This window comes from Flavobacterium movens, from assembly GCF_039581425.1.
GTDB classification, from domain to species: Bacteria; Bacteroidota; Bacteroidia; order Flavobacteriales; family Flavobacteriaceae; genus Flavobacterium; species Flavobacterium luteolum.
The window spans coordinates 99,292-122,106 of sequence record NZ_JBCPXY010000005.1 but is presented as its reverse complement, the minus strand read 5'-3'; the positions used below and the strand labels follow the sequence as shown (position 1 = coordinate 122,106).

Sequence of the window (22,815 nt, the reverse complement as noted above, 5' to 3'; positions counted from 1 at the left end):
TTCAAAAAGGGATGAAGTTTTAAACTTCATCCCTTTCTTATTTCAGCATAGTTCGATTTTCAGTAAGAAGCAAAAAAAACTTAGCATCTTAGTCCCGATAACTATCGGGATAGAACCTTAGTACCTTCAAAAAAATTATTCTAGAACCAATTGTCCTAAAGCTTCTTTAGTAAAACCTTTTAACTCATCAGTTTTTCCTGCTTTGATTTTAGCCACCCAGTTTGGATCTGATAAAAGAGGTCTTCCAACGGCAACCAAATCAAAATCGCCTCTATCGAAACGTCTGTTTAATTCCTCTAAAGAAGTTGGCTGAGAGCTTTCTCCAGCAAATGCACCAAAGAAATCGCCAGAAAGACCAACAGAACCTACAGTAATAGTTGGAGCGCCAGTTACTTTTTTAGCCCAACCAGCAAAGTTCAAATCAGAATCTTCAAATTCAGGTTCCCAGAAACGACGTTGTGAAGCGTGAATAATATCAACACCAGCATCAACAAGAGGAGTAAGCCAAGCTTCTAATTCCTGTGGATTCTTAGCCAGTTTATAATTATAATCAGAAGGTTTAAATTGAGAGAATCGCATGATAACAGCAAAATCATTGCCCACTTGTTTCCTCACTTCTTTGATCACTTCAATTGCAAAACGATTACGTTCTGGTAATGTTTTTCCGCCGTAGATATCTTCACGTAAATTCGTTTCAGCTCTAAAAAACTGATCGATTAAATAACCGTGTGCACCGTGAATTTCTACAGTATCAAAACCTAATCTTTTAGCATCGGCAGCAGCTTTACCAAAAGCTAGAATAGTATCTTCAATATCTTTTTCAGACATGGCAATACCATTTCTAAAATCAGGTCGGTTTAATCCAGACGGACCTTCAAATGGAACAGGAGGAACCCATCCAGAATGGTGATTATCCATAATTCCCATATGCCAAATCTGCGGACCCATTTTTCCACCAGCAGCATGAACTCCATCAATTACTTTTTTCCATCCATTTAGAGCTAAATCGCCATAAAAATGAGGAACATTAGCATCATTAGAAGATGATTTTCTGTCAATAACAGTCCCTTCAGACAGAATTAATCCAACTTCGCCTTCAGCTCTTTTTTGGTAATAAGCTGCGACTTCGTCAGTTGGAATTCCGTTAGGAGAAAAAGAGCGCGTCATTGGCGCCATTACGATTCGGTTTTTCAGATTTAACGACTTTAAGTTAAATTCAGAAAAGAGGTTGTTTGTACTCATAGTAATTTTACAAATTAGATTGAATTAATTTACTAAGTGCTTCAAAGGCACCTTCGTTACGTTTATAATAAGTCCATTGTCCAACACGTTTGGCTTCAATAAAACCAGCACGCTGTAAAATAGACAGGTATTCTGACACGGTTGATTGTGTCAAGCCAGCTTTGGCTTGAATCTGCCCAACACAGACTCCATGCTCAAATCCTGCATGTTCCAGCTGGCCAGGAAAGTTAATTTCAGGCTCTTTTAGCCATTCCAACATCTGTAGTCGGGACTTGTTAGATAATGCTTTAAAAATTTCTATCGTTTCCATAGTGCAAATATATCGACTTTTCCCGATATGTGGATTTAGAGAAAAATATTTAGCATAATTTTATGATTGGGGAGGAAGAAACTTTTTGTTACGCAAAGATATTTTATTAAAGAAAAATTATATTTGTTTTAGTTTTAATCAAAGAAAAACGTAGAGTTTTATTCTCATTTTATGTCATTTCGACGAAGGAGAAATCTTCGCGAGAAGCTTGACAAAGATTAGACATTCGTTGCGGAGTTACTTGCAAAGATTTGCTTCGCCTGTTCGCTATCGCTCGGGTCTCCTTCGTCGAAATGATAAACTATTATGCTGATTATGAGATTAAAATAATCCTCAAACAAACAAAACTTAATCTATTATGAAAAAAACTTTACTTATTCTAGCATTCTTATGTTGTGTAGTTAACAATTCTAAAGCTCAAGTTGTAGGCGTAGATGTTGGAGATATTGCTCCAGAAATTGATCTTCCGGATACAAAAGGAGAAAAAGTTGCGCTTTCTTCTTTGCGAGGTTCCTTGGTTTTAGTCGACTTCTGGGCTTCTTGGTGCGGACCTTGCATTAAAGAACAGCCTTTATTAATAAAATTGCACAATGCGTACCCAGATAAACTATCTATTTACGGAGTTTCTATGGATACCAAAAAGCCATTATGGACAGGAGCAATAGCAAAAGCAAAATTGCCGTGGACAAACGTTAGTGATTTAAAATACTGGCAGTCTCCAGTTGTGGGAGATTATATGCTGCAATCGGTTCCTTTGAACTTTTTGGTAGATAAAAACGGAATTATTTTAGCAAAAAATATTCACGGACAGGCTTTAGAAGCAAAAATTAAAGAGCTTTTAGAGGTGCAATAAATTTTCCTTAACCGCAAAGAGCGCAAAGGTTTATGCAATCCCGGTGACTATCGGGAGCAACGTTTTTTATTTGAAAAATAGAACTCTCGCAAAGCCGCAGAGTTTATTATTCTTAGCGACTCTGCGACTTTGCGAGATTCTTTAAAAATGTAGCGTGCTTAGCGTAAACCTTTGCGCTCTTTGCGGTTAAAAAACAAAAGTCCAGCTAACAGCCAGACTTTTAATTTTTAAATTACAGATTTTTAATTCTTTTCTTAAGACTCTTTAATAACTTTCTTTACACCTCCAAAACTCGTTTTCAGCATTTCTCTAATCTGAAATTGCGTTTTGTTTCCCGATGCACTTTTCCAATCTTTGAGATCAAAAATATGAATTTGATCTGCATAAGGATTCGTTAAGAATGAAATTCTCGAAATGGTATATTTATAATATTTCAGTTCATGAGAAACGTGTCGATTTGGAACTACAATAAGTATGTTTTCCCAATTCAAGAAGTCTCTCGGAACATCTTTTCTTTCTAACAATCCTAAAGATTCAAAAAAAGCCACAATCTTTTGATCATTAAGCTTATTAATCTTATGATCTAGGTTTTTAAAAGTTGTCTGGAGTCTATTTTCATTAATAATAGTACTCATAATGGTAATTGCTTTTTATGATTTTCAATATAAAATTACATTAAAAGAAAATCAATTTTGAATCTGAAGCCATTAGATTCATTCTAAATTTTAGATCACCTTCTGGAAGTATTTGTATGAAAGAGTTATCAGACTTTGATAAAATACTATTAATCTTTCTTCTTTAAAAGCTTTATTTTTATCGCTATCTGATTTTACTAACAACCAACCTTATGAAAACCACTTTTAGCTTAAGCACAATTGCTTACTTTTTATTCGCATTTTCAATTCATATTGCCGCGCAGAACAAATCAGGAAGAGAATTGATTTTGATTGATAAAGACTGGACATTTTCATTTGGACATCAATACGATACAAAAAAAGACTTTGGTCATGCCGAAGGTTATTTTTCCTATTTAACCAAAACAGGATTTGCTGACGGACCAGCAGCATCAGGGTTTGATGACCGCGCTTGGAGAAAATTAGATTTGCCGCACGATTGGGCAGTCGAACAGCCTTTTAGCGAAAGCGCAAGTTTTAGTCACGGATTTAAAGCAACAGGAAAAAATTTTCCAGAAAAAAGTATTGGTTGGTACAGAAAAAAGATAACGATTCCGAATGAAGATTTAGGAAGAACAATTTCTTTAAAATTTGATGGTGTTTTCAGAAACTCAAAAGTGTTTTTTAACGGATTTTACCTAGGAACGGAGGAAAGCGGTTACAATGGTTTTGAGTATGATGTAACGGCTTACGTAAACTATGGAAGCGAAAATACAATCGTAGTCCGCGTTGATGCTTCGATGGAAGAAGGCTGGTTTTATGAAGGAGCAGGGATTTACAGACATGTTTATTTGCAGAAAACCAATCCGCTTCATGTGGCACAGAACGGAACTTATGTAATTTCAGAAATTGAAAATAATAATGCGATCATTACTGCAGAAGTAAAATTAGAAAACAAAGGACATTTTAAAGGAAATGTGGATATAAGCCAAACCATTTTAGATGCATCTGGAAAACAGATTGTTTCAAATGCAGAAAATGTGGAAGCTCCAGAATTTTATAAAACAAATAGTTATACATCAAAATTAAATGTCAAAAATCCGCTTTTGTGGGATATTGAAAATCCAAATTTGTATAAGCTGATTACCGAAATAAAAAGTGAAGGGAAAACAATTGACAAATATGAAACTTCATTTGGAATTAGAACGATAAAATTTGACCCTGAAAATGGTTTTTTCCTTAACGGAAAACATGTAAAACTAAAAGGAACAAACAACCATCAGGATCATGCTGGAATTGGAACAGCGCTTCCAGATGAAATTCAATATTATAGAATTGCAAAACTGAAAGAAATGGGGTCTAACGCCTATAGATGCTCGCATCATCCGCCAACACCCGAATTATTGGATGCCTGCGATAAATTAGGAATGTTGGTTATTGATGAAACTCGTTTAATGGGAATTAACGATTACCATTTGAATGATTTGCAGCGAATGATGGAGCGCGACCGAAATCACCCGAGTATTTTCTGCTGGTCTGTTGGAAATGAAGAATGGCAGATTGAGGGCGGAATTATTGGTGAAAGAATTACCAATACAATGCAAGATTTTTCTAAAAGTATTGACCCAACAAGACCTGTTACCGTAGGAATAAGCAGCGGATTTAAAAGCGGAATTTCTTCAGTTGTAGAAATTATGGGCTATAATTATCTCGGAAATGGAGATATCGATGCGCATCGAAATCAGTTTAAAAATCAGCCGGGAATGGGAACCGAAGAAGGTTCAACTTTTGCCACACGCGGTATCTATTTTACTGATGATGCTAAACATTACCAAAGTGCTTACGATAAAAAACCTCGTCCGACTTTTTATAGCATCGAAGAAGGTTGGAAATTCTATGCCGAAAGACCTTATTTGGCAGGAATGTTTATTTGGACAGGTTTTGATTATCGAGGCGAACCAACGCCTTACGGCTGGCCTTCTGTAACTTCGTATTTCGGAATGATGGATGTTTGTGGTTTCCCGAAAGACAATGTTTTTTATTTAAAATCGTGGTGGGGAAAAGAACCTGTTTTACACCTATTGCCACATTGGAACTGGAGCGGAATGGAGGATGCAGCAATTGATGTTTGGGCTTATTCGAATTGCGATGAAGTAGAGCTTTTTCTCAATAAAAAGAGTTTAGGAAAAAAGAAAATGCAGCAAAACGGTCATTTGGAGTGGAAAGTAAATTATGTTGCAGGAACTTTGGAAGCAGTTGGTTATAAAAACGGTAAAAAAGTACTTTCTGATATTCAAAAAACAACTGGAAAATCAGAAAATATTAAATTGTCATTAGATAAAGAAAATGTCTTAAAAGGAAATGTTTCTGTTTTAACGGTGGAAACCACAGATAAAAATGGCTTGCATGTTCCGACAGCAAACGATGAAATTATGTTTTCTATCAAAGGGGGTAAAATTTTAGGAGTAGGAAACGGTGATCCAACTTCATTAGAAAGCGATCAATTTATTGATGACATCGCCTTGGTTGCTATAAATAATTTTAAGGAACAGAAAGGAACAAGTGCATCTTTGCCTCAGCAATTATCAGATTATCCAGAGAGCGAATGGAAAGAAGCATTTAAAGACCGTGATTACAAAAAACAAGCGCCGTCTTATATTTACAAAGGAGAATTTGATTTGAAAAGCAATTCAGGTTCTTCGATTGTTAGTTTCTTTTACAAAAAGATCGGAGTTGAAACCGTTGTTTTCGTAAATGGAAAAAAGATAGAACCAAGCGCTGAAGATGCTCAGAAATATATTTTTGATACAGCCATTTTAAAACAAGGAAAAAACACTATTTATATTGCAGCAACTCCATTGCAAAAAGTAAAAGATTGGGATGTTATGAATACCGATCCTGGAATCATTCAAGTAGTTACTCCTGCTGAACCTTGGAAGAGAAAGTTGTTTAATGGTTATGCTCAAATCATTATTCAGAAAGATGAAAATGTGAAGGAAGTTGTTTTATCTGCTTCTGGGAAAGGGTTGCGAGCAGTAAGTTTAGTTGTTAAATAGTTTTAAGTTTCAGGTTTCAAGTTATGTAGCTTTGAGAAATATGCTCGCAAAGTCGCTAAGACGCAAAGTCTCTTTTAAAATAGTTATAAATGGATTGCGTCCAGCTTTAGCTGGATGCGAAATGATTGTAATGTTATCAGGGCTTTAGCCAAACAGTTCTTGGTTTGGCTAAAGCCTTTTTTATGCTTATCTCTTTTAAACCTCCAGTTAAAACTGGAGTCAATTCAAAAAGAGTTTTGCATCTTAGCGACTTTGCGAGCATTGGTTTCTCTCAAAATAAAAACTTTGCTCCCGATAGCTATCGGGATTGCGTAATTCTTTGCGCTCTTTGCGGTAAAAAAACGAACAAAAAATTAACAAAAGAATAATGTTTGATTTTCATAACTTTGCAAAATGAATAATCAGACAGAAACTCAGAGTTGCGATTTTACTTCAGATTTAAAAATGAAGGGATTTAAAGTGTATCCTATAAATGGGGATTTTAGTAAAGTTCCCGTTTACAGCCGAAGAGACTTTTATAAAATCTGCATCAACACCAGTAAAAGCATCATACAATATGCCGACCGCGGAATAGAAACCGACGGGACGATTCTGTTTTTCGGCAATCCGATTATTCCTTATTCTTGGGAAACTATTTCAGAGAAATTTGAAGGTTATGCCTGTGTATTTACCGAAGAATTTTTTAAAACAAAAGACCGTTCAGAAACCCTTCAGGAATCGCCTTTGTTTAAAATAGGAGGAACGCCAATCTTTACTTTAACACCTGAACAAAAGGTGTTTATAGATTCGTTGTTTCAAAAAATGATTGAAGAATATGAAACCGATTATGCATTCAAAGACGATTTGATGCGCAGTTACGTCAATTTGATTATTCATGAATCGATGAAAATGCAGCCTTCAGAGAGTTTCTTTAAACATAAAAATGCTTCTTCGAGAATTACTTCTTTGTTTTTAGAATTGCTGGAAAGACAATTCCCAATAGAAACCAAAGATCAGCCCTTAACTCTAAAAACACCTCAAGATTACGCGCAAAGTCTTTCTGTGCACGTGAATCATTTAAATCGTTCTGTAAAAGAAGTTACAGGAAAACCTACTACAGCGCACATTACCGAAAGAGTCATTAACGAAGCAAAAGCTTTATTGCAGCACACAGATTGGAGTATTTCGGATATTGGTTATTCGCTCGGTTTTGAATATCCAAGTTATTTCAATAATTATTTTAAAAGACTTACAGGAACAGTTCCAAAATCACTTCGCGTATAAATTGTTTCAATTTCTTAATTTTTTGTTTGAATTTTGTTATTTCGGCATTGTAGTATTGCACTACATTTGCCCTGAAATAAACAACGAATCTTTGTATCAGTTTTTTTAATGACTAAATAACACTTCACAAAAGCGATGCTCCGCTTTGCATTTAGTTTTAAATTTTGATAGTAGAAAAAATATAAATTTTTTAAAGTATTAACTAAAATCAACAATCTCCTTCTATAAGAGATTCGATGTGCTGATTATTTCATTCAAATAAGCTTATAAGAATTTTTAAAATTAATTATTAACCTAAAAAAATCGAAATTATGTCGACACAATTCACTGCCGTAACCGAAGAAGGTAAAATTCCAAATACTTATATGACAGGCGAAGTGTCATATAAGAAGCAGACAAGCGAAATTCATCCTGAAAACACTGTTATAAAAGATGTTTCTTTTGAGCCTGGTGCAAGAAGTAATTGGCGTATCAATGCGAGTCTGCAATTGATTATTGTAACCGATGGAGCGGGCTATTACCAAGAAAGAGGCGGACAAATTAATCTTATCGAAAAAGGAAAAGTAATCACGGTTTTACCTGGAATAGAGCATTGGTATGGAGCAACACCAAAAACGAAATATTCTCATATTACTATTGTTACAGAAGTAGACAAAGGTCATGGAACATGGCTAGATAGCGTTACAGATGAAGAATATCATTCTTTTTAAAGATGCTAAGGTTCTAAGATTCTAAGTTTTTTTACACAGATTTTACTGATTTATAACAGATTTTATTTTTTGGTTAGGTTAAAATAATCGAAATTTATATAACTATTTGTAAATCAGTGTAAATCGGTTGAATCTTTACGCCAATTTCGTAACAGTTTTTGAACTTGAAACTCTAAACCTGAAACCTGAAACCTGAAACCTGAAACCTGAAACCTGAAACTTCAAACAAAAAACAATTAACAACAAACTATAAAAAAAATATGGAAACAAAAGACATTAAAGCCTTTGGTACAGTAGCTGCCGAAGCACCATTAAAAACTTTAGATATTAAAAGAAGAGCTGTACAGGCGCATGATGTTGAAATAGAAATTTTGTATTGCGGAATCTGCCACTCAGATTTGCATTCGGCTAGAAACGAATGGCATGGCACTATTTATCCGATTGTTCCGGGACATGAGATTGTAGGTCGTGTAACAAAAGTGGGAGATCACGTAAAAGGTTTCAAAGTTGGCGATTTGGCGGGAGTTGGATGTATGGTCGATTCTTGCAGAGAATGTGAGCAATGTAAAGAAGGATTGGAGCAATATTGTGATCCAGGAAGCATCTTAACATTCAATTCTCCTGATAAACATTTAGGCGGACAAACTTTTGGAGGTTATTCTCAAAGTATTGTAGTCGATGAAAATTTTGTACTTCATATTTCAGATAAGTTAGAACTTTCTGCTGTTGCGCCATTATTATGCGCAGGAATCACAACATATTCTCCGTTAAGACACTGGAAAGTTGGTCCTGGTCAAACAGTTGGAATTGTTGGTATCGGAGGTTTAGGACATATGGGAATCAAATTAGCAAAAGCTATGGGAGCTCATGTGGTTGTTCTAACAACTTCTTTATCTAAAGTAGAAGATGCAAAACGTTTGGGTGCTGATGAGGTTATTTTGTCTACAGATCCAGAGCAAATGGCAAAACACGCCAAAAGCATGAATTTTATCTTAGACTGCGTTTCTGCTGAACACAACATCGATTCTTATTTAAGTTTACTAAAAGTAGACGGAACTTTAACTTTAGTTGGAGCGCCAATGGATCCGCTTCCTGTAACTTCTTTCAGCCTTATTTTAGGAAGAAGAAGCTTCGCTGGTTCTGCCATTGGAGGAATCGCAGAAACTCAAGAAATGCTTGATTTCTGTGCCGAACACAATATTACTGCCGATGTTGAAGTAATTGGCGTTAATGATGTAAACGATGCCTACGAAAGATTATTAAAAGGAGATATTAAGTACCGTTTTGTGATTGATATGGCATCGCTTAAATAAGGTGCTAAGGTTCTGAGGTACTAAGCTTCTGAGTTAAAAGAAAAGCTTAGAAGCTTAGTATCTCAACGCCTTAAAAACTTTAAAAAAAGCTTAGCTCCTTAGTATCTCAGAACCTTAGAACCTTAAAAAATGCAAACAAGAAAACTAGGAAATAGCGGTTTAGAAGTCTCAGCATTGGGACTCGGCTGCATGGGAATGAGTTTTGGATACGGTCCAGCTCATGATAAAAATGAAATGATAAGTCTGCTTCGTTCTGCTTATGAAAAAGGAATTACTTTTTTTGATACGGCTGAATGTTACGGACCATTTTTGAACGAAGAACTTTTAGGAGAGGCTTTAGCGCCTTTCAGAGATAAAGTTGTCATTGCAACAAAATTCGGCTTTTTGGAAGGCGATTCTAAAAAAGGATTAGACAGCCGTCCAGAATGGATTAGAAAAAGCATTGAAGGTTCGTTAAAAAGATTAAATACTGATGTAATCGATTTGTATTATCAGCATCGCGTTGATCCGAATGTGCCTATGGAAGATGTTGCCGGAACCATAAAAGATTTAATTCAGGAAGGAAAAGTAAAACATTTTGGACTCTCTGAAGCTGGCGTAGAAAGTATTCGCCGTGCGCATGCTGTTCAGCCTGTTACCGCACTGCAAAGCGAATATTCACTTTGGTGGAGAACTCCAGAAGAAGAAATTCTACCTGTTTTAGAAGAATTAGGAATTGGTTTTGTGCCTTTTAGTCCGTTAGGAAGAGGTTTTTTAACTGCAAAAATTGATGCAAACACACAATTTGACAGCACCGATTTTAGAAATACATTGCCTCGTTTTGCTCCTGAAGCTAGAAAAGCAAATCAAACGTTTGTAGATCTATTAGGAAAAATGGCTGCCGATAGAGGTGCAACAAATGCACAAATTGCACTTGCGTGGATTTTAGCACAAAAACCTTGGATTGCACCAATTCCAGGAACCACAAAATTACATCGTTTAGAAGAAAACCTCGGCGCATTAAATTTAGTGCTTTCTGCCAGCGACCTTTCAGAAATTAACGATGCCGCATCAAAAATAACAATAGAAGGCTCGCGATACCCAGAGCATTTGCAGAAGATAGCTGGGAAGTAAGTTTCTGAGATTCTAAGACGCTAAGATATTAAGCAACTAGGAGAAAACTTAGAATCTTAGCATCTAAAAAGGAAACCCCCTCAAGCAATTCAACTCTTGAGGGGGTTTTTAGCAAAGATTTGAGGTTCTTAGATACTTTATACTTAGAATCTCAGAACCTTAGAATCTTAGCGTCTTAATTCATTTTACTTTTTGTCTAGGTTTTGTTTCAGCAATTTAGCGTGTTCCAAATGCGCTGTTAAACCTGCAATATTATTAGAAGCCCAAGTTTTTACATCCTCGTCAACGGCATTTTTAGTTGCATCTTGAAGCTTTTTGATCGCTTTTTCGTGACCATCAATCATCATATCGGCGAATTTTTTATCAAAATCAACACCAGATTTTTCGTTTAATTTATTGTATTCTTCTTGTCCTTCCTCAGTTAGAGAAGTTGGAAGAGTAAAGTTTTTCGCTTTTGCTAAAGCACTTACTTCGGAAGCCGATTTAGTGTGCTCATCAACAAGCATTTTACCAAATTTTTTCACTTCAGGATTTGTACTTTTTGTTTGTGCCAGTTTACCGATTTCGATTTCAGCCAAATTAATTTCAGCTTGATCTACCAAAAATTCAGAATCATCTTCTTTGCTATCAATAGAATCAAATTTTGCTTCGTTTGCATCTTCTGCAACTTCTTTTGGATCTTCTTGTTTGGTTTCGTTTTTACAAGATTGAAGGAATATAATAATAAGTCCTGCTCCTAAAATGGCTTTTCCGGCTAATAGTAACTTTTTCATGATTTTAATAGTTTAAATGTTATAATGTAAAATTATGGAGTAGTTACAGGAATGTCTTACAGGATTTTGAGAGATTGTTATAGGATTAAGATGTAAATTTTTATATTAGCCTAAAATCAATTTAAAATGGAAAAAGATTTTATTTATGGCATGAAAGGTTCTTTAGAAAACGAATCTGGTATTGTCATAAGAGATAAAGAAGATCAATCATTTTTTTGTGGACTGATTCGTTGGGATACACCAAAAGAAAATGATATCGAAGATTGGAGAGGACAATTCGGGACATTTATTAGGGTACGAGGTATTATTTTAGATAGTGATTACGAATTTAAATACATAACTGAAGAAGGACTTTCTAAATAGTATTTAGAGATTTTATTTAATATTAAATGAAAAAGATACTTTTTATAATTTTAGTTCAATTCTAATAGTTTCATGCGAACAGAAGAAAAAATATAAAACCATCGACTTTGGTGATTTTGAAATAACAGTTCCAAAGCAATGGAATAAATTAGAATTTAAAGGAACTGATAGTTATGTTGGTGGAATAATTACACCAGAAAGAGATTCTTTGATTTTTGATATTGGCTTATATTCTGGAGATGCTTCAAATGATTTTTCATTAGTTTTTGATAAACAACCTTATGCAGAGTTAACTAAAAAGCAAAAAGAACTTTTGAAAAAAACGAAACATTTAGTTGTTGATTCTTTGTCTGGAGATATTGATTTTGGAAAATATCAAAAATATAAATCTGTTTTTTATTCCATAGATTGTTTTAAAGCTAAAATAACAATACCCACTAATGTAGAATTTGGTTCAACAGGTATTTATATTGATAGTTTAAAAGGAAATTCTAAAAATTTTAATAAGGTAAAAATGGCTTTCTATGGTTTTGATTTAAAAGAGAAAACTCAAAATCAATTTGTAACTGCTTTAAAAACAATTAAATTAAAAGGATACTGCCATTTAGAAAAATAAGATTAGAAAAGATAATTATAATCCCAACTCCAAAAGAGCTGGGATTTTTTTTTGCAACCAACATCTAACATTTCACAAATCACAAATCACAAATCACAAATCACACAAAAAACATTTTACATTTCCCCTTACACAATTCCCATCCTACAAATATGAAATATCGAGCCAAAATTCTATAACAGATTCGCTTAACATTTTGAGGAACTTTGACTTATCAGATTTTTAGAATTTAAACCCTTAAAATTTAAAGTCATGCCAGATCCAAGAATTAAGAATGAAGCGCAATATGAAGCATTGGTAAAAAAAGGATACAGCAAAGAAAAATCGGCTCGAATTGCCAATACACCAGACGCAGGTAAAAAGGGCGGAAAAGCAAAACCGTATGAAGAATGGACAAAAGAAGAACTTCTGAAACAAGCCAGTAAAGTAGGCATAAAAGGAAGATCTTATATGAACAAAAGAGGTTTAATTGAGTCTCTAAGAAATAATTAAAATAATAAATAAGTTTTAATGTGATAAAATTTTAAATATCATGAATGCTGCAGCTAGAAAAGAAATCTTAATGAATCAGCTGATTAAAGCTCCACATTTGGTCATCGAAAAACTGGATTTGGAGTACATCAATGATCATCAATTGACGATTGTACGCTGTCGCGAAGGTGAGAATTTCGTTTATAAAAAGAACGGAAGAAGCCTTAAAAATAAAAATGAAATTAAACGCATTAATAGCTTAGTGCTTCCGCCAGCTTGGGAAAATGTTAGAATTACAGATGTAACAAACGGGCATTTGCAAGCAGTAGGAACCGATCTTAAAAATAGAAAACAATACCGTTATCATCCGAGATGGAATTTGATACGAAACCAAACCAAGTTTTACAAAATTGCTTCGTTTGGCGCTAAGCTTCCTTTAATTAGAAAACAGGTCGATATTGATTTAGAAAAGAAAGAATGGTCAAAAGAGAAAGTAATTGCTTTGGTGATTCGGTTAATGGAAGAGACACACATTCGGATTGGAAATGAGAAATATGCCAAAGACAATAAATCGTACGGACTTTCGACTTTAAGAAAACGCCATATTAATATCAATAAGAATTCGCTTCGATTTGAATTTATTGGAAAAAAAGGAGTACAGCATACCATTACGACTCGAAATAAACAATTGATCAAACTGGTAAGCCGATGCGAAGAAATTCCAGGTTGGGAAGTTTTTAAATATTACGATAAAAATGGCGAAAAGAAAGTACTCGACAGCCATATGGTTAACGAGTATTTACATACTATTTCGGGAGAAGATTTTAGTGCAAAAGATTTTAGAACCTGGGCAGCCTCGATTATTTTTTTCGAAAGTTTAATGGAGCTCGGAATTACAAATGACGAAAAAGAAAGCAAACAGAACATTATAACTGCTTTCGATTTAACCGCCGAAGCACTTGGAAATACAAGAAAAGTATGTAAAGATTATTACGTTCATCCACTTTTAATTTCGACTTATGAAGACGGCTCTATTCAGAAATATTTTGATATAGCCAAGAAAAGCCGAAGCACAAAAAAGTATTTTACAAAATCAGAAATAGCATTTTCAGAATTGATTCAGAATTATCAGATCAATCTAGAATCGCCTTGTCAATAAAAGAGTTACTGCATCTCTTAAAAAGCTTAAAAGTTTGAATTACAAACAAAATCATTATTAACTAAAAAACTATTATTATGTTACGTTGGACAGTCACTTTTATTATTCTAGCCATAGTGGCGGGAATATTTGGTTTCGGTGGAATTGCCGCTGGAGCCGCTAGTATAGCTAAAATTTTATTCTTTATATTTTTAGTTCTTTTCGTTATTTCTTTAATAAGCGGAAGATCAACAAGAGTATAGAAGAAGTATCAGTAAATACAAAAAAATCAAAACGGCACATCTTATTTCGAAGATGTGTCGTTTGTGGTTTGATTAAAAAAAAGCAAATCATGGGAACAAAAAGCGGTGCTTATCAGGATGTTTATATTAAAAGAGAAGACAAAATGGTAAGCCTTAAAAATGATGTGACAGATTTTTGTGAAAAGTATATAAAACCTGTTCATCCTAAAGATTGGGATTGGTCGGTGCGTGATTTTGAAAATCCTAAAAACGATCCGACAACTGCAGAAGCGCGAGCTATTGCAAATGTAGTTTTTAAGGATTTAAATGATAAAAAACACACCGATGTTGATCTTTCTACAATGAATAATGTTCATGCAATAAAAGCCTACCTGGATCCGAAAAGCAAATATGAAGCTTTTAATATGGAAGAATTTGCTTTTGCATTAAAAGTAGAGTTGGAGCACGGAAGGGTAAAAGATGTAAATGTTACCAATAACCATCCGTTTTTGACGGCTATGATTGCGCTTGCACACATGACCGAAAGTCTAACGTATTATAAAAGATTAAAAGTGATGGAAGCTGAGGGCGAGATTTATGAAATTGTTAGAAAAATAGAATCATCGTCAGTTGGCAAGGAAAAATGGTATAAAGAATTAGGGAAAGCAGAACAGGAGCTTAACGAAGCCAAAGCTGGATTAGCCGAGCGTTTGGCGCGTATGGACGATATTCCAGTATTGAAAATTATTGGAGATTAGTGTTAAATTTTAAACTCAAAAAAACCGTCTTGTTATTCAACGAGACGGTTTTTTATCCTTTTAAAAAAAATTAGAATCGACGGGGATCATTTTCTGGATATCTATCGTCATCCTTATCTTCCTGAACATCATCCTCGATGTAATCGGTGTCGTCGTCCTCGTCAATATCTTCTTCTATGTACTCTTCTTCATCGTCTTCATCATCATCTTCGTCTTCGTCTTCGTCAAGATCTTCCAAGACGTCTTCAGTTTCATTAAAATCATATTCTTCTTCGGTTAAATCTGAAGGATTGTCAAATTCGTCGTTTTCTTCGAAATCATCTTCCAATTCGACTTCATAAATATCACCGTTATTGTCTTCTAAATCCCTGTCCTTATGAAAATCGTCATTTAAATCATCCAAATCATCATCGGCAAAATCCTCCTGATCTGGATTAGGTCGGTTCGGATTGAAGCCATTTCTTACCGTATATCCTCGTTCTGCAATTTCACGATTATCGGTATCCGGTTTTCTAATATCGTTTTTAAGATCTTCTGCCAGATTTCGGTCATCTGAGAAATGATCTCTGAAATCTTTATTTGTGCCGTTGTTTTTATCTATAGTACTCATGGTCGCTGTTTTTTATGATTATATATACAAAGCTAGCATGAAGCTGACGGATTATATTATAAAATTATAGAGTGTAATTCTATAATTAACAGATGTTTAGAATAGAATTTTAACTTGTAATCATATAACCAGTCTGATTGTACAGGCAGTAATTTTACCAGCATATTAATCATAAAAACTATTACCATGAAAACTACAGATAGTAAAAACGCAAAAGAAACTACGCCGAGAGGAGTTACCAAGCCGAAGTCGAATGCTGCTTCAGGATTAACAGAATTATTTGAAGACGGATTAAAAGATATTTATTGGGCAGAAAAAGCACTGACCAAAGCTTTGCCTGTAATGGTTAAAAATGCTTCTTCTGTTGAATTGAAAGACGCGATTGACAATCATTTAACCGAAACCGAAGAACAGATTATTCGTTTGGAAGAAATTTTTAAAATTATTGGTAAAAAAGCAACAGCAAAAAAATGCGACGCAATGGAAGGTTTAATTGAAGAAGCCAAAGGAATGCTCGAGGAAACCGAACTTGGTGTAGTGCGAGATGCAGCAATTATTGCAGCAAGTCAGAAAATTGAGCATTATGAAATTGCTACTTATGGTACTTTAAGACAATTTGCAGAAACGCTAGGTCTGCCAGAAGCGGCAACTTTATTAGAACAAACGCTCGACGAAGAAAAAGGAGCCGATAAAACCCTTACAGAAGTCGCTGTAAACGCAGTAAATCTTGAAGCTGCTGAACTTGAATAGCAGATTAAGAAATGAAATAAAAGTGCAGTTCTAAATCTGCACTTTTTTAGTTAAATAAAAAATTCAGTATATGCCCGAAGGTCCGTCTATAGTAATCTTAAAAGAAGAAGTGCAGCAATTTGCCGGACAGAAAATAATTTCTGTATCTGGAAATGCCCATATTGATATTTCTCGCCTGAAGGATAAAACCGTTCTTGCTTTTAAAACCTGGGGAAAACATTTTTTAATCTGTTTTGATTCCTTTACAGTGAAAATTCATATGTTAATGTTCGGAACGTATCGAATTAATGAACGCAAAGATTCAAAACCAAGATTGAGTTTAGTTTTTGAGAATGGAGAGATCAATTTCTACACCTGCTCAGTTAAAATTTTAGAAGGCGATGTCAATTCACATTACGATTGGAGTGTCGATGTAATGAATGAAAATTGGAATCCGAAAAAGGCAAAAGCTAGTGTCGACAAAATGGAAAACAAAATGATTTGTGATGTAATTCTAGATCAGGAAATTTTTTCTGGAGTAGGTAATATCATTAAAAATGAAGTTTTGTACCGCTGTTATGTACATCCAGAATCGATTGTAGAGAAAATTCCGCCTCACGTTATTAGTGAGCTTATTGCAGAATGTTCTACCTATAGTTTTGAATTTTTGTATTGGAAAAAGAAATTCGAACTGAAACAACATTGGGAAGCTTATACCAAAAGTATTTGTTTGCGATGTAATCTGCCGTTTCAAAGAAAACAGACGGGAGAGCGAAAACGCAGAAGTTTTTTCTGCACCAATTGTCAACAACTATACAAATGAAAAATCAAGTAATAATAGGATGTTCAAGCTTTTACAACAGTTTCTGGAAAAATATTTTTTATCCTCAAAACCTGCCTTCAAAGCAATGGTTTGAGTTTTATTGCCATCATTTTGATACTTACGAATTTAACGGTAGTTTTTATAAATTTCCGACAGTAAGAATTTTTCAAAATTGGTACAATAAAACGCCTGAATCTTTTTTGTTTTCTGTAAAAGTACCCAAAGAAATTACTCATATCAAAAAACTGCAAGAATGTGAAACACTATTGAATGACTTTTATGAGATCTGTAAAGTAGGTATGAAGGAAAAACTTGCGGTAGTTTTATTTCAATTTCCTCCGAGTTATATTTTTAGTCGAGAAAAATTAGAAACTATAATCAATAGCCTAGATTATAATTTTAAAAATGTGGTCGAATTTCGTCATGAAAGCTGGTGGAATGACGAGGTGTGGAATGTTTTCAAAGAAAATAATATTACATTTTGCAGTGTGAGCCATCCTAATCTTCCTCAAACTATTTTTAAAGATTTTCCACTCTTCTATATGCGATTTCACGGAGTTCCAAAATTGTTTTATTCCAGTTATTCTACTGAAGAATTGACTAAAATAAACCGTGAAATTAATTCCAAAAAAGGTTTTATTTATTTTAATAACACAGCAAGCGAAGCAGGAATTTTGAATGCCTTGGAGTTAAAAAGAATGAATGGTTAGAGTCTTTCTTGTTTTTTTAACCGCAAAGTGCGCAAAGGTTTTTTGTTTTGAAGACTTAATGCAAACGTAAAAAAGTTCGCAAAGCTGTTCTTGGTATATGTAGATTTAAACAGATTCAATTTAATCTTTTATCCCGATAACTATCGGGAATGGCAAAAAAAAAATTAACCACAAAGAGCACAAAGATTTACGCAAAGCACACAAAAGAAAAAATCTTAGCGAACTTAGCGTAAACCTTTGCGCTCTTTGCGGTTAAATAATCTTTGCGGTTAAACAGAAAACTACAATTTCAAACTTCCTTCAATTCCGTCATCCATGGTTTTTCCTGTTACAAAAGCAGCGGTCATTTTTGCAATGGCAACCATTTTTCCATTTTTGTTGTTCCAATAATATCCATCTTCGGGAACTACTTTAATCACACTCAAATTTGGATCATCGACACCGCCAGGCATCCAGATTTTCACAATAGGATTCCATAATTTTTCGATAGTTTCCCTGTCGTATGAAATGCTTGCGGTTCCGTGAAGTGTTAGAAATTTATCATGCGGTTCAGAAAAGAAGATTTCAACCATTGGGTTTAATGTAATTTCTGCATTCTGACTGCTGTTTCGGTCAGATAAAAACCATAAGTTTCCCAAATCGTCAATTTTCTGAACAGACATTGGTCGTGACTGTAATCTATATTCATTGTATGTACAAAACATACACGTTTTAATATGCTCAGCAAGATCTTTTATCTTATCAACAGCAAATTCATCTGTAAGGTCTTTATGATCGCCCATAACGTTATTTTTTTAAGTTTTTTTATATTTAATTATTTGACTGACAGTAAGATATTGTCTGAAAAATGTAGAAAGTAAAGTTGGTGCTTTTTGTACTTTTTTAATTTATATAATTAAACTTATAAATTATGAGATTTCTATTTGTTTTGTAACAAACTCGGGCGGTTCTGCCTTTTGTTACATAAAATTGCACTATATTTGGAAAAATAAACTTCTAAGCCTAAAATACCATGACAGATTTTACCATATTCTATACCGATGATGACGAAGATGATTTGTGTATTTTTGCTGATGCCGTAGAATCTATACCTCAGAATATCAATTTGCAAACCTATTCAGGAAGTCAAAATTTTCTGAATGCGCTTTCAGATTCATCTGTTGTTCCGTCTGTTATTTTCTTGGATTTAAATATGCCAGGAAAAAATGGTTTTGATGTTTTGGAAGAACTTAGAAAATCTGATGATAAAAAAGACATTCCTGTTGTGATTTATTCAACATCGAGTGAACCGGGCAACATTGAGAGATGTCTTAATCTTGGAGCCAACTGCTTTATTACCAAACCAGTTTTAATGAGCGATATTATAAAAGCAATAGAACACGCTATGAAGATTGACTGGGATAAATTTATTCCGAACAAATCTAATTTTGTATTTAAATATTAATTTCTGATAAATCGGGAATATAAATATTAAAAACCGAGCCTTTACCTTTTTCACTCGAAACTGTAATTACGCCTTTGTGGTTTTCTACGATTTTTTTCACTATTGCAAGACCGATTCCTGTTCCTTTGTATTCGCTTTCGGTGTTTAAGCGCTGGAAAACTTCAAAGATTTTTTCTTTATAAATCAATTCAAAACCAATTCCGTTATCCGAAACTTGGAGATGATGGTACATTTTGTCTTTAAATTCAGCATTTGGAACCGATTTTCCGTCAACTTTTGTAACCTTTATTTTTACTTTTGGAGGAACACCTGGACGCGAAAATTTTAAGGCATTTTCTACTAAATTATGAAGCAGCTGTCTAAACTGAAATTGTATAAGAGTAGCTTCTCCTAAATCATGATATTCAACTACAGCATTTTTTTCTTCAATTCGATCCGAAAAATCACCAATTACTTCGTCGGCAATTTCGTCTATTTTAACCGTTGTAAAAACTCGATCGGCAGAATTGGCGCGGGAATAGGTTAGTAAATCCTGTATTAGATTTTGCATTTTCTTTGCCGAAAACTCAATTCTTGCTAAATAGGTTTTGGCATTCGCCGAAATATTCTGCTCATCTAAGTCAGATAATCGGCTTGCAAAAGTCTGTATTTTTCGTAATGGTTCTTGAAGGTCGTGGCTAGAAATATAAGCAAATGATTGCAGTTCAATATTCATATTGACAAGGTCTCTATTGGTAAGTTCCAGCTGTGTGGTGCGTTCAATAATCTGTTCTTCCAATTTATTGGTAATATTCTTCTGTTCTTCTATATCGGTACTGGTTCCAACCCACATTTGTACCTTTCCAAGTTCGTCCAATTGCGGAATAGCACGACTCAGCTGCCATCTGTATTCGCCATCATATCGCTTAAAACGATGCACAAAAAGAAATTCGTGTCCAGTTTTGACAGATTCCATCCAAAGCTTTACATTTTCTTCTCTATCATCTGGATGCACGACTTGAAGCCATCCATTTTTGTCAATTTCTTCCTTTGTAAATCCAGAATAGGTGAAGAAAGTTTCATTAAAATAATTCAGATTTCCTAAAGTATCACTTGTCCAGATTAATTGAGGGATAGAGTCGGCAAGTAGCCTGAATTTTTTCTCACTTTTTGCTAAAACTTGCTGACCTTCTTTTTCGGTTGTAACATCCATAACAGTTCCCACCATTTTTGAAGGTTCATTATTTTCATCAAAAAAGATTTTGCCATGCACTTTAATCCAAGCTATAGAATTGTCCACCTTAAAAACTCGGGCTTCATATTTATAAATGCTCGTTTGTAAAGCCTTTTCAAATGCATCTGCAACAATATGTTCATCTTCAGGAATAACACGGCTTCGAATGTCTTGATGCACTATTTTTTTATTTTTGTCAAATCCGAAAATGTCAAGGATATTATCGCTGTAGATTAATTTTTTGTTCTTTAAATTCAAATCCCACATTGCAATTTCGCCAATTTCGGCAGCTTGTCTAGCTCTTTCTTCAGCAGTTTCAATTTTTTTACGGGCTTTGACTTTAGCAGTTACATCATAAACGGTACACATAATACCAGAGGCGGTTCCATTTTTTTCATAAAGTGTTGTATATTCATAATCAAGGTAGAATTTTTTTAGTTTTCCGTTGATATCAACATAAGCAACGCCTTCATTTTCTTGGATTGTTTTTCCATTAATCAGAACTTCAAGCAGCAATTCAGGATATTTTTGATTTTTCAATTCAGGAAAAACTTCTAATAGCGGTATGCCAATACAGTCTTTTTCTTCTTTTTGCCAGATATTATGCATCATGGTTTTATTGGCCATTTCGATTATAAAATCTTTTCCTCTAAATATCGCCATTGCAATAGGAGAGTCCATTACAATTTCTCTAAATGCTTTTTCGCTTTCAGTCAAAAGGTGTCTTGCTTTTACTTCTTCAGTTACTTCGTAAGACACAACGGTGACACCTTCGATGACACCATTTTCATCTTTTAATGGATAAAAAACGAGATTAAAGTAGCCCAATTCCTCTTTGTTATAACGATTTAAAGTCACAGGAAGTTCATCAGTAAAATAGGCGGTTCCAGTTTCGAAAACATTTTTCAGCAACGGGAAAACCTTTTCTTTTGCCTCAGGAACCGAATCAAAAATAGGTTTGTCAAGAATGTCTTTCTCCTCTTTGTCAATAATATGAAGATAGGTGGCATTAACCATTTCTGCAATTAGATCTGGGCCTTTTAAAACGCAGATTCCAAGCGGAAGCTGTTTTACTGTGTTTCTAAAGCGTTTTTCACTTTCTTCAAGTTTTTTTCGAGTAAGAACTTGCTCTGTTGTTTCATTGCATATAACGAGAACACCAGCAATTTTGCCATTGTCATCATTGACAGGACTATAACTAAAAGTCCAGTAAACGTCCTCCATTTTGCCATTTCTATAAATAGGCAATAATTGGTCTTCATGCCAAGTTGCTTCTCCTTTGGTTAGCACCTGATCAATTAAAGGCTGAATAAAATGCCAGATTTCTGGCCAATAAGCAGCACCTTTTTCACCAAGGATAGAAGGGTGTTTGCCGTTATTTCCTAAACTCGGTCTATAAGCATCATTATAAAAGCAAATATGATCTGGTCCCCAAAATAAAAACATGGGAAATTTAGAGTTTAGCAGAATGCCTAAAGTCGTGCGGAGACTTTGAGGCCAATATTCTACTGGCCCTACTGCTGTTTTGCTCCAATCTTTGGCACGGGTAAGTTCTCCCATTTCGCCTCCGTTGGCCAGAAAATCATGGTTTTTATTCATTAATAGTTTGCTTTTTGTTTAATTTCTAATAGGCTTTTATTCAGTATTTCGAATTTAGCTCTGTTAAAATTAGTAAAAAATAAAATCTCTTTTAAAGTCGTTTTTTGAATGAGGCAAGATTAAAATCAATTGAGTTAATTTTATCTCCTTTGTATACGGAAATTTGATAAACAGATAAACTGAAAAGATATGAAACGAGAAGATTCAAAACATGAAACCGACAATATAAAGAGATATCAAGAGGAAGGTTATACTGCTAATTACATATTCGAAAATGATCGTTTAGTAGACTCAGAAACTAAGGAGGTTTATAATCCTGAAGATGTATTTATTGTGGCGCATCATCGATATGAAGGAATGAGCGATCCAGATGACATGTCAATTTTATATGTTATCGAAACAAAAGATAAAAGAAAAGGAACTCATTTATTAGGATACGGACCTATGGCCGATTTGGAAGAAGCAGAATTTTTTAAAGACATTCCGAAAGCCAATTATGCTAAAAATGCAGACATAAACGAATTGACTTAAAAGAATAAAAATAGATTGGTATTTTTATTTTGCTGATGAGCAGTTGTTTCAAATTTATTTGAGGCAGCTGCTTTTTTTTTTGAAGTTGCTGAGATGCTAAGTTTCTAAGATGCTAAGTTTTTTTTTTCACTATTTTTTTGAAATCTTAGAATCTTAGAAACTTAGCATCTCAGCAACTCTAAATAAGAATTATGAAATATCTTCTAAAAATTGTATAAATGGTTGAAGGTAAATATAAACGAAATTTGGATTATAGAAATGAAGTAAAAACCAAAGTTAGTTTTTGTACGTAAATAATTACTAACCACTTTATTAAAACCA

The 22,815-nt window shown here is 34.2% G+C and carries 24 protein-coding genes; 17 read left to right on the top strand and 7 right to left on the bottom strand.

Features of this window, described 5'->3' with window-relative positions; genetic code table 11:
- Positions 1-135: 135 nt before the first annotated feature.
- Together AAYQ05_RS10855 and AAYQ05_RS10850 are read right to left on the bottom strand one after the other, a co-directional pair.
- Positions 136-1,242 carry an NADH:flavin oxidoreductase gene (locus tag AAYQ05_RS10855; RefSeq protein WP_343543278.1) on the bottom strand — a complete coding sequence of 369 codons (1,107 nt, stop codon included), beginning with the start codon at positions 1,240-1,242 and terminating at the stop codon, positions 136-138.
- A 7-nt stretch (positions 1,243-1,249) separates the two neighbouring features.
- Positions 1,250-1,552 (bottom strand): ArsR/SmtB family transcription factor, encoded by a 303-nt coding sequence (locus AAYQ05_RS10850; protein WP_091496855.1) that lies wholly within the window; start codon positions 1,550-1,552, stop codon positions 1,250-1,252.
- A 358-nt stretch (positions 1,553-1,910) separates the two neighbouring features.
- On the opposite strand from AAYQ05_RS10850, the gene AAYQ05_RS10845 reads away from it, so the two are divergent.
- Positions 1,911-2,405, top strand: coding sequence for a TlpA family protein disulfide reductase (locus tag AAYQ05_RS10845; RefSeq protein ID WP_343543275.1), 495 nt, complete (start codon positions 1,911-1,913; stop codon positions 2,403-2,405).
- 254 nt (positions 2,406-2,659) lie between these two features.
- On the opposite strand, the gene AAYQ05_RS10840 is transcribed toward AAYQ05_RS10845, so the two are convergent.
- Positions 2,660-3,040 (bottom strand): hypothetical protein, encoded by a 381-nt coding sequence (locus tag AAYQ05_RS10840; protein ID WP_177209932.1) that lies wholly within the window; start codon positions 3,038-3,040, stop codon positions 2,660-2,662.
- Between the two features lie 212 nt (positions 3,041-3,252).
- On the opposite strand from AAYQ05_RS10840, the gene galA reads away from it, so the two are divergent.
- The 5 genes from galA to AAYQ05_RS10815 all read left to right on the top strand — a co-directional run bounded on the left by galA (position 3,253) and on the right by AAYQ05_RS10815 (position 10,474).
- Positions 3,253-6,075 carry a beta-galactosidase GalA gene (gene galA / locus AAYQ05_RS10835; RefSeq protein ID WP_343543273.1) on the top strand — a complete coding sequence of 941 codons (2,823 nt, stop codon included), beginning with the start codon at positions 3,253-3,255 and terminating at the stop codon, positions 6,073-6,075.
- 393 nt (positions 6,076-6,468) lie between these two features.
- Positions 6,469-7,338 carry a helix-turn-helix domain-containing protein gene (locus tag AAYQ05_RS10830; RefSeq protein WP_343543271.1) on the top strand — a complete coding sequence of 290 codons (870 nt, stop codon included), beginning with the start codon at positions 6,469-6,471 and terminating at the stop codon, positions 7,336-7,338.
- Positions 7,339-7,649: 311 nt separating this feature from the next.
- Positions 7,650-8,048: a cupin domain-containing protein gene (locus AAYQ05_RS10825; protein ID WP_343543270.1), complete on the top strand. Its 399-nt coding sequence runs from the start codon at positions 7,650-7,652 to the stop codon at positions 8,046-8,048.
- A gap of 260 nt (positions 8,049-8,308) precedes the next feature.
- Positions 8,309-9,361: an NAD(P)-dependent alcohol dehydrogenase gene (locus tag AAYQ05_RS10820; RefSeq protein ID WP_343543268.1), complete on the top strand. Its 1,053-nt coding sequence runs from the start codon at positions 8,309-8,311 to the stop codon at positions 9,359-9,361.
- Between the two features lie 129 nt (positions 9,362-9,490).
- Positions 9,491-10,474, top strand: coding sequence for an aldo/keto reductase (locus tag AAYQ05_RS10815; protein WP_343543267.1), 984 nt, complete (start codon positions 9,491-9,493; stop codon positions 10,472-10,474).
- A 185-nt stretch (positions 10,475-10,659) separates the two neighbouring features.
- On the opposite strand, the gene AAYQ05_RS10810 is transcribed toward AAYQ05_RS10815, so the two are convergent.
- A complete protein-coding gene (locus AAYQ05_RS10810; protein ID WP_343543266.1) occupies positions 10,660-11,247 on the bottom strand; it encodes a DUF4142 domain-containing protein in 588 nt (195 codons plus the stop codon).
- A 126-nt stretch (positions 11,248-11,373) separates the two neighbouring features.
- Between AAYQ05_RS10810 and AAYQ05_RS10805 the strand changes: the two genes are divergently transcribed.
- The 6 genes from AAYQ05_RS10805 to AAYQ05_RS10780 all read left to right on the top strand — a co-directional run bounded on the left by AAYQ05_RS10805 (position 11,374) and on the right by AAYQ05_RS10780 (position 14,835).
- A complete protein-coding gene (locus AAYQ05_RS10805; protein WP_343543265.1) occupies positions 11,374-11,610 on the top strand; it encodes a hypothetical protein in 237 nt (78 codons plus the stop codon).
- Between the two features lie 208 nt (positions 11,611-11,818).
- A complete protein-coding gene (locus AAYQ05_RS10800; protein WP_343543264.1) occupies positions 11,819-12,226 on the top strand; it encodes a hypothetical protein in 408 nt (135 codons plus the stop codon).
- Between the two features lie 252 nt (positions 12,227-12,478).
- Positions 12,479-12,718, top strand: coding sequence for a DUF7218 family protein (locus AAYQ05_RS10795; protein ID WP_281632244.1), 240 nt, complete (start codon positions 12,479-12,481; stop codon positions 12,716-12,718).
- 40 nt (positions 12,719-12,758) lie between these two features.
- Positions 12,759-13,856 carry a DNA topoisomerase IB gene (locus AAYQ05_RS10790; protein ID WP_343543262.1) on the top strand — a complete coding sequence of 366 codons (1,098 nt, stop codon included), beginning with the start codon at positions 12,759-12,761 and terminating at the stop codon, positions 13,854-13,856.
- Between the two features lie 77 nt (positions 13,857-13,933).
- Positions 13,934-14,098: a DUF1328 domain-containing protein gene (locus AAYQ05_RS10785; protein WP_008463190.1), complete on the top strand. Its 165-nt coding sequence runs from the start codon at positions 13,934-13,936 to the stop codon at positions 14,096-14,098.
- A gap of 89 nt (positions 14,099-14,187) precedes the next feature.
- Positions 14,188-14,835, top strand: a complete 648-nt coding sequence (locus AAYQ05_RS10780; protein ID WP_343543257.1) for a DUF5661 family protein — start codon at positions 14,188-14,190, stop codon at positions 14,833-14,835.
- Positions 14,836-14,905: 70 nt separating this feature from the next.
- On the opposite strand, the gene AAYQ05_RS10775 is transcribed toward AAYQ05_RS10780, so the two are convergent.
- The gene (locus tag AAYQ05_RS10775) at positions 14,906-15,445 is read right to left on the bottom strand and encodes a hypothetical protein (RefSeq protein ID WP_343543255.1); all 540 of its coding nucleotides are present in this window, start codon (positions 15,443-15,445) and stop codon (positions 14,906-14,908) included.
- Positions 15,446-15,631: 186 nt separating this feature from the next.
- Here AAYQ05_RS10775 and AAYQ05_RS10770 point away from each other — a divergent pair, with 186 nt between their 5' ends.
- The 3 genes from AAYQ05_RS10770 to AAYQ05_RS10760 all read left to right on the top strand — a co-directional run bounded on the left by AAYQ05_RS10770 (position 15,632) and on the right by AAYQ05_RS10760 (position 17,707).
- Positions 15,632-16,195, top strand: a complete 564-nt coding sequence (locus AAYQ05_RS10770; RefSeq protein ID WP_281632248.1) for a YciE/YciF ferroxidase family protein — start codon at positions 15,632-15,634, stop codon at positions 16,193-16,195.
- 70 nt (positions 16,196-16,265) lie between these two features.
- The gene (locus tag AAYQ05_RS10765; protein ID WP_343543253.1) at positions 16,266-16,997 is read left to right on the top strand and encodes a DNA-formamidopyrimidine glycosylase family protein; all 732 of its coding nucleotides are present in this window, start codon (positions 16,266-16,268) and stop codon (positions 16,995-16,997) included.
- Positions 16,994-17,707 carry a DUF72 domain-containing protein gene (locus AAYQ05_RS10760; RefSeq protein WP_343543252.1) on the top strand — a complete coding sequence of 238 codons (714 nt, stop codon included), beginning with the start codon at positions 16,994-16,996 and terminating at the stop codon, positions 17,705-17,707. The genes AAYQ05_RS10765 and AAYQ05_RS10760 overlap by 4 nt, the downstream gene beginning before the upstream one ends.
- Before the next feature lie 281 nt (positions 17,708-17,988).
- On the opposite strand, the gene AAYQ05_RS10755 is transcribed toward AAYQ05_RS10760, so the two are convergent.
- Complete coding sequence (locus AAYQ05_RS10755) at positions 17,989-18,489, bottom strand: pyridoxamine 5'-phosphate oxidase family protein (RefSeq protein ID WP_281632251.1); 501 nt, start codon at positions 18,487-18,489, stop codon at positions 17,989-17,991.
- A gap of 230 nt (positions 18,490-18,719) precedes the next feature.
- On the opposite strand from AAYQ05_RS10755, the gene AAYQ05_RS10750 reads away from it, so the two are divergent.
- Entirely contained in the window at positions 18,720-19,151 is a 432-nt protein-coding gene (locus tag AAYQ05_RS10750; protein WP_343543249.1) for a response regulator, read from the top strand.
- Here the strand turns inward: AAYQ05_RS10750 and AAYQ05_RS10745 are convergent.
- Positions 19,141-21,963, bottom strand: coding sequence for a PAS domain-containing sensor histidine kinase (locus tag AAYQ05_RS10745; RefSeq protein ID WP_343543247.1), 2,823 nt, complete (start codon positions 21,961-21,963; stop codon positions 19,141-19,143). The genes AAYQ05_RS10750 and AAYQ05_RS10745 overlap by 11 nt on opposite strands.
- 189 nt (positions 21,964-22,152) lie before the next feature.
- On the opposite strand from AAYQ05_RS10745, the gene AAYQ05_RS10740 reads away from it, so the two are divergent.
- Positions 22,153-22,494: a hypothetical protein gene (locus tag AAYQ05_RS10740; protein ID WP_177209914.1), complete on the top strand. Its 342-nt coding sequence runs from the start codon at positions 22,153-22,155 to the stop codon at positions 22,492-22,494.
- Positions 22,495-22,815: the final 321 nt, after the last annotated feature.